13 protein-coding genes and 5 pseudogenes are annotated in these 14,221 nt (G+C 43.1%); 5 read left to right on the top strand and 13 right to left on the bottom strand.

The window, feature by feature from the left end:
• Positions 1-666: 666 nt before the first annotated feature.
• Complete coding sequence (locus AMS66_RS19820) at positions 667-918, top strand: hypothetical protein (protein WP_053782438.1); 252 nt, start codon at positions 667-669, stop codon at positions 916-918.
• Positions 919-1,073: 155 nt separating this feature from the next.
• The gene (locus AMS66_RS19825) at positions 1,074-1,739 is read left to right on the top strand and encodes a hypothetical protein (protein ID WP_053782439.1); all 666 of its coding nucleotides are present in this window, start codon (positions 1,074-1,076) and stop codon (positions 1,737-1,739) included.
• Between the two features lie 247 nt (positions 1,740-1,986).
• Here the strand turns inward: AMS66_RS19825 and AMS66_RS19830 are convergent.
• Together AMS66_RS19830 and AMS66_RS19835 are read right to left on the bottom strand one after the other, a co-directional pair.
• Positions 1,987-3,107, bottom strand: a pseudogene (locus tag AMS66_RS19830) (MFS transporter).
• 168 nt (positions 3,108-3,275) lie between these two features.
• Entirely contained in the window at positions 3,276-3,587 is a 312-nt protein-coding gene (locus AMS66_RS19835) for an ArsR/SmtB family transcription factor (RefSeq protein ID WP_053782440.1), read from the bottom strand.
• A gap of 542 nt (positions 3,588-4,129) precedes the next feature.
• Here AMS66_RS19835 and AMS66_RS19840 point away from each other — a divergent pair.
• Positions 4,130-4,678: pseudogene (locus tag AMS66_RS19840) on the top strand (transposase); the annotation flags it as partial.
• Between the two features lie 268 nt (positions 4,679-4,946).
• Here the strand turns inward: AMS66_RS19840 and AMS66_RS19845 are convergent.
• The 3 genes and pseudogenes from AMS66_RS19845 to AMS66_RS19855 all read right to left on the bottom strand — a co-directional run.
• A pseudogene (locus AMS66_RS19845) lies at positions 4,947-6,457 on the bottom strand (IS1182 family transposase); the annotation flags it as partial.
• A 761-nt stretch (positions 6,458-7,218) separates the two neighbouring features.
• Positions 7,219-7,659, bottom strand: a complete 441-nt coding sequence (locus AMS66_RS19850) for an AEC family transporter (RefSeq protein ID WP_053782442.1) — start codon at positions 7,657-7,659, stop codon at positions 7,219-7,221.
• Positions 7,649-8,137, bottom strand: coding sequence for an AEC family transporter (locus AMS66_RS19855; protein ID WP_053782443.1), 489 nt, complete (start codon positions 8,135-8,137; stop codon positions 7,649-7,651). Before AMS66_RS19855 ends, AMS66_RS19850 begins: the two co-directional genes overlap by 11 nt.
• A 561-nt stretch (positions 8,138-8,698) precedes the next feature.
• On the opposite strand from AMS66_RS19855, the gene AMS66_RS19860 reads away from it, so the two are divergent.
• The gene (locus tag AMS66_RS19860) at positions 8,699-9,091 is read left to right on the top strand and encodes a GNAT family N-acetyltransferase (RefSeq protein WP_053782444.1); all 393 of its coding nucleotides are present in this window, start codon (positions 8,699-8,701) and stop codon (positions 9,089-9,091) included.
• A 142-nt stretch (positions 9,092-9,233) separates the two neighbouring features.
• A pseudogene (locus AMS66_RS31890) lies at positions 9,234-9,419 on the top strand (transposase); the annotation flags it as partial.
• 240 nt (positions 9,420-9,659) lie between these two features.
• Here AMS66_RS31890 and AMS66_RS19870 read toward each other — a convergent pair.
• The 8 genes and pseudogenes from AMS66_RS19870 to AMS66_RS33230 all read right to left on the bottom strand — a co-directional run.
• Entirely contained in the window at positions 9,660-10,079 is a 420-nt protein-coding gene (locus tag AMS66_RS19870) for a DUF1801 domain-containing protein (protein WP_053782446.1), read from the bottom strand.
• Positions 10,080-10,112: 33 nt separating this feature from the next.
• Positions 10,113-10,379 (bottom strand): GyrI-like domain-containing protein, encoded by a 267-nt coding sequence (locus tag AMS66_RS19875; protein ID WP_053782447.1) that lies wholly within the window; start codon positions 10,377-10,379, stop codon positions 10,113-10,115.
• Positions 10,379-10,690 carry a hypothetical protein gene (locus AMS66_RS19880; RefSeq protein ID WP_053782448.1) on the bottom strand — a complete coding sequence of 104 codons (312 nt, stop codon included), beginning with the start codon at positions 10,688-10,690 and terminating at the stop codon, positions 10,379-10,381. The genes AMS66_RS19875 and AMS66_RS19880 overlap by 1 nt, the downstream gene beginning before the upstream one ends.
• A gap of 72 nt (positions 10,691-10,762) precedes the next feature.
• Positions 10,763-10,858, bottom strand: a complete 96-nt coding sequence (locus tag AMS66_RS34755; RefSeq protein WP_407944559.1) for a WCX domain-containing protein — start codon at positions 10,856-10,858, stop codon at positions 10,763-10,765.
• Positions 10,859-10,932: 74 nt separating this feature from the next.
• A pseudogene (locus AMS66_RS19885) lies at positions 10,933-11,085 on the bottom strand (HTH domain-containing protein); the annotation flags it as partial.
• A gap of 552 nt (positions 11,086-11,637) precedes the next feature.
• Positions 11,638-11,808, bottom strand: coding sequence for a hypothetical protein (locus AMS66_RS33980; RefSeq protein WP_236703535.1), 171 nt, complete (start codon positions 11,806-11,808; stop codon positions 11,638-11,640).
• A 67-nt stretch (positions 11,809-11,875) separates the two neighbouring features.
• Positions 11,876-12,928 carry an NAD-dependent epimerase/dehydratase family protein gene (locus AMS66_RS19890; protein ID WP_053782450.1) on the bottom strand — a complete coding sequence of 351 codons (1,053 nt, stop codon included), beginning with the start codon at positions 12,926-12,928 and terminating at the stop codon, positions 11,876-11,878.
• Between the two features lie 980 nt (positions 12,929-13,908).
• The coding region (locus AMS66_RS33230; protein ID WP_201782204.1) for a hypothetical protein at positions 13,909-14,221 on the bottom strand (313 nt) is incomplete at its 5' end.

Genomic DNA, 14,221 nt, shown 5'->3' on the forward strand with positions numbered 1-14,221 from the left:
TCCACAGACTGAGAGTCCGACTCAAAAAAAGCAATTATGTTGTATCAAGGAGGTTCACGTATTCCTTTACAAGACATTATAGCTGTTGTCCAATGCGTTATTCATTTATTGCTTCATGTGTAAGGAAACAAATATTCCTGCCGTAACAGACTTGAATATCGGGAGGAAATCTCTTAAGAGCGCCTTGCGGAGTAGCTGCGCTATCATCCGGTGCACATTTCCCGCTGCATGAAGCGAGCATTCTGGCTGTACGCCGCAGGAATATTTGAGCGTTACAGGGTCGAGCAAGCGAAGAAGCTGCTGATCAGAAGTTCTGTGAAGATGAAGATGCTACACGTTCCATGCCGGACTTACTCGCTATCTTCCCGACGGGGGTTAGCGGATTTCATAGGAATCGGCTTTCGGGCTTCGTCCATTGAAATTTAAATATACTTAACTTTAATATCAAAGAAACGTTAAATTTGATGGAGGTAAATATATGGGATTAGAGGCTGATCTATATTCGTTGAAATACGACATATTCTATTCAACTATATCCTGAGATCAATATGGATATTGTTAGTTACTTTAGTGGCGAACATTACCGTAATTATGTTGAGGAACATGATATTCAACTGAGCAAGTCTTTTCGCTATTAATTGAAAGTAGAATGGAGCCGTTTGCCTGTTGGCAGCTGCTCCATTTTTCGTTAAGCTAACAGGCAAACGTTGTCAATTAAAAAAAATAACTCAAAAAAAGAAAAAACTCGTTTTTTTAATAAATGGAACTGTGCTCCGACAAAAATTTTGTACTGCGGGTATACGAATGAATGCAGCAGGATGTCACTACACATTTATTAGTGCAGAAAAGCCTGATTTATCGGTCTTCTTTTATTTTTATGTAGTCAAAAATGTGTCATTAAAAAATGCACAAAAGTGACCACATTGTAGGGAGTTGTCTGAGTACTAGAGCGGAATGGCATCTGTCATTGGACATTTTTGTTGACAACAATAATTTAAACGGGACAATTAACTATAATGTAAAAGCTGCTATCAGCGGCTTTTTCGTATTCAGAGGGAGGTTACGGCATCGATTTGAAGGCGCTGGGCAAATCCCTGCTGCTGGCGCTGTATTCGATTGGCGGCGTATACGCGGTTACGTTATGGATCGGCGTTTGGTTTACGTTGGATTTCAGAATTTGGTTCATCGGCCTTAAGGCGATGAGTCCGGATCAGTTCCTGATGCTGCTGAAATACGGCGTACCGTTACTGCTATTCTTCTTGGCCAAAGGGTTGTTGATGCACGGACAATTCCGCCTAATGCCGGGAGTGACCGAGGCGGGTACGGCATGGAAATGGTTTCTGGCAAACGCAGGAATCAATACGCTCGGAATCATCGTACTCATTCTGATACAGTACTTGACGTTGTTTACAACCGGCAAAGTATTCTGGGGCACGCAAGCACTTCTCATTGTCCTCGGTTTGCAGTTCGTGCTCGTCAATATCGTGGAGGCGCTGGTCTCGACTTACTTTTACCGGAGAATGGGCAGAATTTATGCGGGCGCGTTCGCCAATACCCTTCTGATCACTTGGTTTATCGTAGCGGGGCAGGCGACTCAATATGCCGGTCAGAATTCGTTCAACATCGGCGCGATTTCGGTATTTATGGTTTCTTGCGTCGTGATTGCGCTTCTGTTCTTCCGGAAACGAACGAAAGCGGCACAGCAAGCAGAGGCCGATGTGTGGTGTCAGAATTTATAAAGATGATTTCCAGAATTTACGAGAGAATCGATTTAAGTACTTGTACTTCTGCTGACACAACAAGCTCATACGAATAGTCAAGGTACTGCGAATTGGGTAAAGGAGCAGCTCTTTAAACGCCTGTGTCCGTTGGTATAATCAATACCTGGATTTATCAACCCGAGAAGTATAATAGGGCATTTGGGACAAACCAATTAAGCATGGAAAGCCAGCGGGCACATAATGCTGCGCCCGGCTGGCTTCCGATTTACGAAGGAACGTATTTTATTTTAAGCAAAATCGAAGCCAGGGCAAGGATGGCAAATACGATTCCACTCCAGATCAACTGATGGATACCCGCCTCGGCTATCAACCAGCCCCCTGCAGTGGTGCCCAGCGTAATCCCCAGGTTGGAAAACGATACAAACAAGCTGTTGCCAAACTCCGGTGCATCTTTTGTCACCGTCGTCAGCCATGTTTGGCTGATGATTAATCCTCCGGAATGGATCATCCCCCATAGAAACACGACGATCATGGCCGGAATTCCGTATGACCCCAGGCTGTACAGCAGTAGGTACACAGCGATATACAGCACAGGGAACATCATCACTGTCACCGATATGTTTTTTTGCAGCAGGGCGCCAAATACGAAGTTGCCGAAAATCATGATGATTCCAAAACCCATCAGCATCACACTGATCACCGATCCGTTCATCGGTGTGACCTGACCGAGGTATTCCGCAAAATAGCTGTAGACCGAAAACATCGCCGCAAAAATAAAAATGACCGAAGCTATATTTAACCACAATGCGGATTTCCGCAATATCCCTAGCTGTTTACCGAATGACATTTTGTTCTTAACCGGCATGGACGGCAGCCAGGCCCATATACCCGCAAAGGCAGTCGCGCTAACGGCCGCTCCAAACAAAAATGCGGTTTCCAGTGAAACCTTTTCCGCCAGGTAAGAAGTCAAAGGCACACCAAATACAAATCCGACCGTAATCCCGGCAAATACCTTCATGACCGCTTTACTGCTTCTCTCGGGTGGAACCAGCTGGGCCGCGGTGACCAAAGCCACGGAAAAAAAGACCGGATGAAAGCAGGCCGGAATGATCCGGAACGCCAGCATCACTTCGAATTTCGATGTCATGGCGTACACGATATTGGATACCGCAAACATGAATACTGCGATAAGAAGAATCACTTTCCGGTTGATACCGGATGCCAATAATGTCAGGAAGGGTCCCGAGATGGCGACCACAAGGGCAAACACACTGACGAGCGTACCCGCCTGCGATGCCGTGATATTAAATTTCCGGGCCACTTGGGGCAGAACACCAACGATACCCATTCCGTCGTAATAATGCCAAAAACACCTAAAGCCAACATGATAATAAGTAAAGGGTTCACTTGTTTCTGTCTCAAAGAAATTATGCTCCTATTCTGCCATTTTGTATTTTTATATCTGTATATGTAGATATGTTAGTCCGCAGTTCACCATCTGTATACAATTGTATATCTATATATCTATATGAATATGAACAAAAAAACACCTCTTTATAGTTCGTTTTGAATATACTCGGAAAATTCCTTGATGGTCTGTTCATTCCGGCGATAATAGGTCCACTTTCCGACACGCTTGGACTCAAGCAGTCCCGCTCTTTGAAGTGTCAGCAGATAATTGGAAATGACGGATTGCGCCAGCCCGCTCTTCTTTTGAATATCGGCTACGCAAATTCCGGTCCGGAAGCTGATGCCGTAATCCAAATACTTCTTTTCCTCAAAATGATGCTCCGGGTTTTTCAGCCAATCCATGATTTGACAACGGGTCTCATTGGATAACGCTTTGTAAATTAAAATAGGTTCCATACAGATCATTATATCTATTTATATAGATTTGTAAATGATTTTTGAAATAATCGATGACAAACTTGGGGCCTCCACCCTTAGGCGACTCTTATTCAACATCTGGACTCGAAAACGTTAAATCCTATCTATCGGCACCGTACAGGACTCCTACTGGTCGCTGGATTGTTCTTGCGGGTGCGCCGGTTTTTGACAGCTCCGGCAAGTATCACGGTATGATCGGAGGCACGATCTACTTGGAAGAAAACAATATATTGCAGGGGAAGTATCTTCGGCCCCAGCGCGGGAAATGAATAAGACTCATACTGCTAAACTAACCTGTAAAAGTAGATAATCTAGAGTAAAAGACTTTCTAGATAAAGGATTGCCCTGCCCAGTTCCAAGAGTGCATCCAGTAAATTTGCTGACGTTACATATATACAGAACAAAAACAGACACTCTGAATGGTGTGTGTGTTCAGGCTGTCGAGAAAGTCTTTTTTTTGTATATTTAATTCAACCGACACCACGTTAATATTATATAAACCGTTCGGAAGGGTGTTAAGTATGTTGCGTTCTAACCGAGAAAAACAGCAGGCTTACGAGTTTGTTTCGATTGAAGAATTGGTTCCTCAAGATCATCTGCTCCGTAAAGTGGACAAGTATATCGATTTCTCTTTCATCGACGAAAAGGTTCGTCCGCTTTACTATGCTGATATTGGGCGACCAGCCATCGACCCTGTTAAGATGATTTTCCTCGGTTATTTTTACGGCATCCGTTCCGAACGTCAACTCGAACGTGAAATTCAGACCAACCTCGCCTACCGCTGGTTTTTGGGGTTAGGTCTAACCGACAAAGTGCCGGACCATTCTACGATTAGCTGGAATCGTCGCACTCGTTTCAAAGATACTGAGATTTTTCAGGAGATCTTTGATGAGATTGTGCTTCAAGCCATTCAGCACCATATTGTAGGTAGACGCGTCCTGGTTTCCGATTCGACCCACGTCAAAGCGAATGCGAATAAGCACAAGTATACTAAGGAACAGGTTTTACAAAACACCCGTGATTATGTGAATGAACTTAATGCCGCCGACCGGAAGGCACATGGAAAAAAGCGCTAAAGTGCGGGGCTTACACGCCTCGGCTATCAGATGTATAATCATGGAAGAAGCAGACAGATAATTCCTCAGCCTAAGATAACAGCTATCTAAGGTGAGGCCACTGAAAAAGTCCTTAATATGAAAAAGGAGCTGTCCCATAAGTAGGTTTGCTCACTTGACGGACGGTTCGTCCGATTAAAAAATGTGTCAAATGAAGAAATGGCGGTGCCCAGGATGTTATCTCCTTGTACCGCCATTTCTTGCTTTTCGGTCCGTTGTTGAGCAGATTATGGGCAAGCGAAAGCCATCCGACCTCTAGGCTTACTTTCGTCAGTCCTCGAAGCAGAAATCGCCGGAATCCCCGGTTATTCTTCAACTGCCCCAATACACTCTCCGCTTCGACCATTCGCCGCACCGACAACGCATAGCCTTCCTCACTTCGAAGTTTCTCTCTCACTTGCTGCTTGTAACGAAGATACCTGAGACTTACGCTGATTTCCCGGTTCCCTTGGGCTTTCGTGCAAGGTGCTTTGAATGAACACCCTTCGCAGCTCACGCTTCGGTAGTGTCGCTTCCGTATTTCATATCCGCTTTCCGTCGTTTCCTTACTTTCATAGCGAAACCGCAGCTTTCGCCCAGCCGCACACGTCCATGTATCTTCCGCTTCGTCGTACTGCCAGTTGTCTAGCTTGCTGATATCTTGTTGCCACTTCTTTGATTTTTCCTTATGATACGCGCTGTACTTGACTAACGCTTCCAGTTCCTCGCTTTCCAAGTAAGCGTAATTTTCTTCCCCGCCGTATCCTGCATCCGCGACCACCGTTTTTCGGAAGTGTTCCCAGAGCGGCTTTGACCTTCTCTAAATGTGGCTTTAGACAACGCGTGTCCGTCGGGCGTTGGTGAAGACTGTAACCGATAATAAACTGATTTTCCGTCCCGATCTGCACATTGTAGCCTGGTTTAAGTTGACCATTACGCATGTGATCTTCTTTCATTCGCATGAACGTGGCGTCGGGATCGGTTTTGCTATAGGCTGTTCCGGTCGCCGAGAGTCTCTTGCTAAGTCTCATATTTTTGCAAACGCGGGAGCAAATCTTTGCGGAGCGAGCGTACCGCTTTTTTCAGGGGTTTGTCCTTGGGCCGGGATTGCAATTTCGTTTCCAACTGCTGAACAGCAACCTCTAGCTTTTCGCTGGTCCACGCGGACGACTCGCCGAGTTCGGCGAGGTCTTGTCCCACTCGTTCATGTTCTTCTTGTTTCTCGGCCTCTTCGATAGTTGAAAACAACGTCTGGACTTTCTCCTGCAGCTTCGCCTTGTGCTTGACGACCGCTTTGCCCCAGACGAACGTGTAACGGTTGGCATTGGCTTCGATCTTGGTGCCGTCGACAAAATAGTGTTCCAGATTGACGTACTTTTCCTGGGCAAGAAACTGAAGCACGCTCGTGAAGACGATCTCCAGCACATCTTTCATACGCTCGGAACGAAAGCGATTGATGGTGCGGAAATCCGGACGCTGTCTCCCGGCAATCCACATGAACATGACATTCTCGCGGACGGCTTTGGCGATCTGACGAGAAGAGTAGATCCGTTGTGTGTAAGCGTAGACGATGACTTTGGTGAGCATCTTGGGATGGTAGCTGTCTCGACCGCCGCTGGGATAGGCAGCCGAAAAGATGCGGTCGTCCAAGCGGTTGACCGCTTCATTGACGATGCAAACAAGATGATAAGGAGGAATGTCATCCTCCAAGTCCATTGGCAGATAAAGTTGGTCCATGGTATATTGAATGTACAAAGAAATCGTTCCTTTCGTAGATGGTGGGTCGCACTTTCGTATGTCTAAAGTATGTTTTCGCACAACGTAGCGGAGAGGACGAATCGAATCCGGACAAGCGTCAGTGCTCGCCTTTGCCCCCACATTTCGTCCTTGCTCAGAACCATTCCAAGAAATGTGGGGGCAACAGCGATGGTAGGAACGATTCGTACATGGAGCGTCTTCTAACAGTAAGAAGGGGGCTCCCCGCAAGATCTAAGATCTTTTGGGACACCCCCTTTGAGAATATTGCGCGCCCTAGATGCTGCACGAAAAGGGATTTGTTATGGTTCCCATTTTTTCATAAAAGGGGCAAACATGTCCTGTCTGTACTTCTACACCATTTCTTACTGTTAAACGTGTAGAAGGTTTTGATAAATGATATCCGAACGTAATGTTTTAATATGCATCCTGTTGTCAATATATTTGGAAATGGCAAGTAATGCACCAAAGTGATTGAAACAAAAATTGGAGGGAATTTAAATGGGAAAATATGAATTAGTAAGTGATTATCGTAATAATGAAAGCTTGAAGGAGAGTTTTAATGCCTTAGCTATGAAAAATTCGAATTAGATTTTCAAATTTACTATGTGTTCGGTGGTGATGGCGTCCGATTATTAAACATGCTCATAAACGCGATATTGGGTGTCTTCCATTGCGAACTGATAGTTGTACATCACAATTCATAGGCACAAAATTGAAACTTGAAGTCCATTTTTTGATAAATATACGTTATTTAATAGTTACAATCCAGACGACCAATAAATTATAATTGGTAGGTATAAGAAGCTAGCAACCGTTGATATGGCAACTGTTAATGCGACCAGTTCTTTATCTCCGCCATATTTCTCCATTAGTACAACGGAATTAATGGCGGAAGGCATGGAAGATTGAACGAGCAGTACGGATGCTTCAAGGCCGTGTATCCCAATCAAAGTAAGGCTCAACCAGGATAAAAGCGGCACTCCCACGATTCGCATGACGATGGCAATCCACAGTTCTTGTCTTATGCTATTGCGCCAGTTTGTTTTTTTTAGTTGCATATCCAGCATCAGCAATACAATAGCTGCATAAGCGCCGCCAATAAGTTTGAATCCATCTTGTAAGCTTGAGGGCAACGGGATGCGAAAGAAATACAGAATCAGTCCGATGACTGCAGCATAAATAAGCGGATTACGTGCCATTTTGGAAATGGCTTGACCGGGGCTGAACGAGCTTCGTGACGCGAATGTATAAGCCCAGTGTATTTACAAGCACAATATGCAAAATCACATTCGTTACGCCGATAGCGAAACCATGCGCGCCAAATGCCAGCAGCAACAATGGCAGACCGTAATTGTTAGTGTTAGCAAATATCGTTGTAAGCTCCATTGCCCGTAGCGAGGGGGAGTTGAAGCGGAAAAGCTTACCTGTACCGAAGGCTGCCGCCCAGCAAAGGATTGTTTGAATAATAGTGAATAAAGCAATGTGCCCAAAGGAGGAGCCATTTAAACTGCTTTCAGAAAGAGAACTTATGATAAGGCAGGGGGAGAGCACGAACAAACTTACATCAGCGAGTACCTTGGAATCCGGAGATTTGTATTTCTGATACAGATAACCTAGGACGCAAGCTAATAGAATAGGGACACTTACCGATCCAAAAATATTTGCATAATTACTCATGCCGATTCATCTTCTTTCTATAAATTGAGTTGTTTTGATTTTAAAACAGGCGGCTTGATTGTTGAAATATATAAAATCTATATATTTAATAGTTTATATCTATAATTCAATGAATAAGATTGAGTTTAGAAACGAAGAGCTTAGCATGTTTTTGTTGATAATATCAACGAATGGAGGGGTTAGATTGAATAAAGCGGAACCATTTAGGAAAGAATCATGACTAATATTTTTAATCTTGATATAGAGAAAGTTTTTATTGAAGCGAGAGATATAGCGGTAAAAATGTTAGAACAACTTGGATGTGAAGTATAGGAGAACCAGTAGATTTTTATGGCAAGCCACTTACACCTATTACAATTTAAAAGGTGATTTTATAAATAAGATACAGCTGCTGCAATCAAAATGAGCATTGTAAGTTGCTCGGATTTTGAAAGACCGAATCATCCGGGTTGGGGTGTTTTGACGATCTCTTTGTTACCGTGTTATCAGGCCTAGTGATCATCAACGGGTATTGTTTTTTTAATCGAGTGAACTATGTAATTGGATCAAGGAGACCTACTTATGGAGATACAGTATGCTACAGAATTACCGACAGAAGATAGTATATATGAGTTGTATGAGAATCTTAATTGGAATGAATATTTAAAACTAAATAAAGATCAGTTACTGACCACCATGAAACAAAGTTGGTACGCTATCTATGCCTATCATGAAAATCGCCTAATCGGTACTGGAAGAATAGTTTCTGATGGGATCATCAATGCTTACTTATGCGGTCTGGGGATTCATTCTGATTATAGAAGTAAAGGGATTGGAACTGAAATTACCCGTTTACTAGTGGAGCACTGTAAAAAAGACAACTTACATCTACAATTTTTTTGTGAAGAAGGCTTAGTTCCGTACTATGAGAATATGAACTTTAAAGTTTTTGCAGTCGGAATGAAAGGGCAGTGAACAGAGGAGGAGGTGAACTGTGACCCGTAAGATGGACACTTTGAAAAAAAGTGTCCATCTTACGGGTCATTTTGCGTTAATAATCGATGTACATGAAAGGGTGGGGAATAGAATGAGTCAAATTGGTCTACAGGGGAAATCACGTGGTTCCAATGAGAACGCAAACGGGCTCTTGCGAGAGTTCTTCCCGAAGGGACACGATTTCGCCACGGTCACGGATGCAGAACTTGCGGAGGCTATACGGCTTATCAACCATCGCCCTCGTAAATGTCTGGATTGGAGATCTGCTCACGAAGCATTCATGGACGAACTGTCGCACTTAGCTTGACAAACCATCATATAAAAAGAGAACACCCGGAAAAGGTGCTCTCTTGAATATTCCAAACTATTGTAATGACGCTTCACTCTGAAAGCCGCTGGACTTATCTACCCTTTTCAAGTCCAGAACAATCAGTTACTAGAGCGACAATAATAGTCCATTCGCTGTTTCCACGCTTTGTTTTATGATCAAATGATGATGACTTGGCTAGCGTATTTATAAAGTGATTGATGCACTTCTTTGCCTTTTTCATATGCCCAGCATTGGAAGTTTTTTTCGGCTGTGATAAGCAAGAGACGATGAAATACATTGTTTCAATTCGCTAATCGGTATTTCCGCGTTTTCATCGAACACAATCGCCCGATTGCCTTCATAGGTGAATTTATCTCTATAAAGTTCCTTGAATGTGGCAATCAGCCTAGTGTTACAGTTGAAATATATGGCATATTGATACGGACTAGACTGTTTCCAGTCTATTCTGATTGTACTTCCATTTTTCGTGACATAACTCGGTTCGCCCCATTTAAGTGTCTCTTCTACGGTATCAACACCCTCTGTCTCCGACGCAGTATCCAGAATTAATTGACGAAGAAACAACAACTTCTTCTGAATATGTTTCGGATAATTTTCAAATACAACTGCCACCTTGGCGTTTTCTATCGCATCCACCTGACCGCTCCTTTACTTTATCTCTTCTAAAAGCTATTGGCGTATTGCAATATAAATTTCAGCTTGCCCGTCATTCGGATTGATATTCTGGTCATAATACTCAAAATCGCCTGTAAACGTCCGCTCATTGCCAGGTTGTTGCGACCACTGCCAAATATCTAACCAAGTCCGCTGTACCATCTCTATAATCGGTCCCCGTTCTGTAACGAATACGGCGTATCTCGCAGCAGGCACTGTGAATGTTGAGAAGGATTCCAGTTCTTGATGCTGCAACGCTTCCTTTACGTGTACGCCAACCATTACTTCATATTGTCCGGCATGGCCCTGTTCATAGTTGAATAACAGCTATAGTGGCCAGGTTGTTGTAAATGACTGGCCAGTTGCCCCCCGATATTATGCGAGTGGAAACGTTCAAACAATCCCCCAATTTTGCCTTTGCCGCTTAATTCGGCTTCATTCGTGGTGACGGCGCTAATTCCGGCTAACGTGAAGGAGGAGAGCTCCTCGACACGAGCGGGCTCAATTCGTTTGCGGACGGCCGCATCTGTGGACTGCAAGTCATTCAATTGCGTATGGCTGTGTACCTTTGATAGTGATTTGTTTTGTCTCATTTCTAAACACTCTCCTTTTTGTTGAATGTGCTTATTATAAAACAACAAACCTGACACCTAACTGTCAAGTTGCTATTTGATTCTATATCTTTTAGCAACTTGCTCTGCGCGACTGGCAATGATCTCCCGCAAATGTGGGGGCTCAAGGATTTCCGCATGATGGCCCAAACCGAGAATGAATCGATATAACCATTCATCTTCCGGATATGCCTTCTTTACCAGGTAACTATGCTACGAAGAGCAGTGACGATGGGTATGCCGGCTACATTAATGGCCTCGATGTCTCGATATGTCGTTCGTACGGACACCTCGAATCGTTCCGCGAGTTCCTTGGCCTGCACCATTCGGCGGTTTAGCAGCAGGATTATAATAGATAAGAGCCTTTCCAATTTCACAGAAGAAACCCTCCATCACGAAACAATTTCACATTTGGCCTCACCTAACGTTTTCAGTAATCACGATGTTCCGCCAACTTAAATACCCAACAAGAAGCCGAATCATCTTCCTTGATTGTACTTATGAAAAGTTTGCCGTACTACTTGTGCATTTACAAGAAATTTGTCAAAATGCTCTTCGAATCTGACTGGCAATGGTGATTACGGGTGATTACTTTGGTTATCACCCCTACATGAAAATATAAAGGGGAATTAATTTCATCCATTTATTACAAAATATTCATAATATTTCGGTGGTTTTTAATCAATAACAACGATTTTCGAATTACATTCTACTTACTTTGGAATAAAATAAAATAGTCACAGCAAATAGCAAAAGGGTGTGAAATGTAAGATACATGGCTGATCGCAGCCAAACAACTAATGATTCGTGAGGTCAACAGCTTCATAAGCGGCATAAAACGAGATTTAGATTCCGTTAAACATGTTCTAACTAACGTTGAAAAGAACCATTTTAAGTATGCAATAAACAGTCAAGGGGCCTGATTCTTATTATTCAATTACCAGTGAGTTTTGAAAGGAAGAGCCGTACGAGAGAATGGATTGTGTCAGTGCAAAGAGGAGAGCAGTATGCTTTCGGCGCCGTGGCTGCCCTTCGAATGACTCGTTGGTCACTGTGGAAACTCCGATACCGGGTTCATCTTCATCGTTGTCATTGTCCAACTAGCTGGACTTGTGTTTCTTCGAGGACGATCCACTCATTCATTTCATCGAGGCTCTGTCCATCTTCTCATGAATGTTTATCTGTACAAATCACACCAGCTTCGCGCAATTCATTTAGCATCGCATCTTCCTTGTCATAATCATGACCAATCCCCACTGGCAGATGAGCCAGTTCCCAATCAATCGTTTTTTTTAATCCTTCAATAAAGGAGAAGGCTTCTCGATAGCCTAGTTCTTCCCGGATTCGATTGGATTCGACGATGATGTTTTGTTCTGTTCGTAAGGGGATACCTAGTTCATCAGGAAGGTGGCCGGACGGAACTTGGATGATCTCACCATCCCAATTCAGTTGCTCACCAATCGCATGTATGAAATCCAGCATCGTACTGGTCTGTGGTTCTGTTATGTTGTAGAGGCGCCCGGTTGCCCGCTCATTCGTTATAGCTAATGCAATGCCATAAGCGACATCCTCCACATATCCGTGCGTCCAGAGCCAATTTGCATAGCCTTCATCCAGCAAAATAACAGACCGGCTATCACGTAATGGTTTCAATTTGAAATAATGAAGCAGCCTATGCTGCGGGTCGTTTGGTCCATATACTGCGGGCAGGCGCACGATGGTTGCTTTTATGTAAGGATCGTTCATGACCATTTCTTCAAGAGGGATTTTGTCGTAACGATTGCACCACTCATCGGGATCCTTGGCGGGATCTTGGTATGGATAACGATTATTTCTAAGAGCAGATAACTCTGAAATAGGCGTTGGTTCTAACGAGCCAGTGTCAGCTTGCCGCACTACACCATAGGCACGATAAACATCCTGACTACTGATCATCACTAGCCGTTTTGTAATGCCGCGGAATGTGCGCAATACAAGCTCGGTGTCGGTCTCTGTGTAAGCAATCATATCTACTACAACGTCGGGCGACAAGGATTGAAATGCAGCCCTGTGTTGCTCTAAATTCTGCTTGTCCCCGTATATGTGCTTTACAGTTGCAGGCAAGTCGATTTCGGACTGGCCTCGATGGAACAAGGTTATATCATGATAGCCCATGGCATTAAGATGGCGAATCACATATGGCCCGATAAAATTAGTTCCTCCAATGATGAGAATTTTCATTCTGTGCACCTCGACTTTCCGTTGTTTTATTATGCTTATTATAGCATATGGTTTGTTAGGGTTCTCTAATGCCAACCTTCCATTGGAAACAAAATCGCGAAGTCCGCCAATTTTGAGTACAGAAAGCTTGGAAAACTATTAAATAATTCATGATTTGATTTTTACTGCCAAAATAACTCCTTATTAAGAAGTTCATGAAGATAATCATCCATCTGTTTCTCCGGAACCTGACGTCCGTCTTGAAGCCACTAAGCTGAGCGAGGTAATAACTTCTGAGTAAACTTCTGCGATGATTGCAGGGCAAACAGTGAAGAGGGAACCCTTAACTAGGTGAAAGTGCTTGATGCGGTTTGGACTTCGTATATTACACTGAATACCCTCTTGAAAAGCAAAAGAGGGTTGCCATTCCTTCAAATTAGAACGAGATGCCCGCTAAGCTGGAAAATATGAAAGATTTTTGGGTCGAGAAATATGGCCATCGGATTAAGCCGTGGGATCCTATGAGCGTATGGCAATAATAGCGTAAGCAAGACGTCAGAAGATGGCTTTGCTGAGGCTATTGGACAAGTGGCAGTATTCTCCCTTGTCCTGCCATATTATTTTAATAAGGGTACCTTATCCCCAGAACCAGTATCCAATGTCTTCATAATGCTTTTAGGAAAACATCGGAAATTCGTTATTTAAACGATCATGGAACCTGACTATGAAAAACCAAAACCAAACGTCTGTACCGATTAAGTCTGATACTCGAAGTGGAATTCACGAGGAAACTTTTTCTCGAAAATGTATTTAATCAGCAAATTAAGACATTTGTTAAGGACACGCATTCTGCACCTGAAGAAAATTCGATTTAAAAAAGTTCTTCTCCAAGAGTATCCCTCCGAGTTTTTGAGACCCGACTTGCTCTGGCCTTTAGGATGAGAGGGGTTGGATAATTTTAGCATATCGAAGTTGAATTTTTACTATTTTTAGATAATGTATTATGAATTTGATTCGATTAATGATTGGATATAGATTTCAATCATTTTAATATTTTCTTTCCATAATAAAACAAGCCATTCCGTGTCTGCTTTAGAAATAAAAAATGTTGAAAATCCATTTATATAAGTTACTAATAAATCATTTACTAACTCCAAGTCATTTGCGTCTAGTGTATCACCATAAAAATCATTGACTAAAATCTCAAAGAAATCAAACGGTGTTTTTTCGCTGTCTTTACCATAGATAAGCTCATCAAACTCAGTATCATATGACGACTTCACTAAAAATTGCATTTGAACATTAATTAAATTT

This window comes from Paenibacillus xylanivorans (assembly GCF_001280595.1).
GTDB lineage: Bacteria > Bacillota > Bacilli > Paenibacillales > Paenibacillaceae > Paenibacillus > Paenibacillus xylanivorans.

Bases quoted from the DNA above. Each gene is read 5' to 3' on its own strand.
- AMS66_RS19835 (WP_053782440.1), bottom strand. From the start codon at position 3,587: ATGGAACCTATTTTAATTTACAAAGCGTTATCCAATGAGACCCGTTGT.
- AMS66_RS19850 (WP_053782442.1), bottom strand. From the start codon at position 7,659: ATGGCACGTAATCCGCTTATTTATGCTGCAGTCATCGGACTGATTCTG.
- AMS66_RS19855 (WP_053782443.1), bottom strand. From the start codon at position 8,137: ATGAGTAATTATGCAAATATTTTTGGATCGGTAAGTGTCCCTATTCTA.
- AMS66_RS19860 (WP_053782444.1), top strand. From the start codon at position 8,699: ATGGAGATACAGTATGCTACAGAATTACCGACAGAAGATAGTATATAT.
- AMS66_RS19875 (WP_053782447.1), bottom strand. From the start codon at position 10,379: ATGGTTGGCGTACACGTAAAGGAAGCGTTGCAGCATCAAGAACTGGAA.
- AMS66_RS19880 (WP_053782448.1), bottom strand. From the start codon at position 10,690: ATGAGACAAAACAAATCACTATCAAAGGTACACAGCCATACGCAATTG.
- AMS66_RS19890 (WP_053782450.1), bottom strand. From the start codon at position 12,928: ATGAAAATTCTCATCATTGGAGGAACTAATTTTATCGGGCCATATGTG.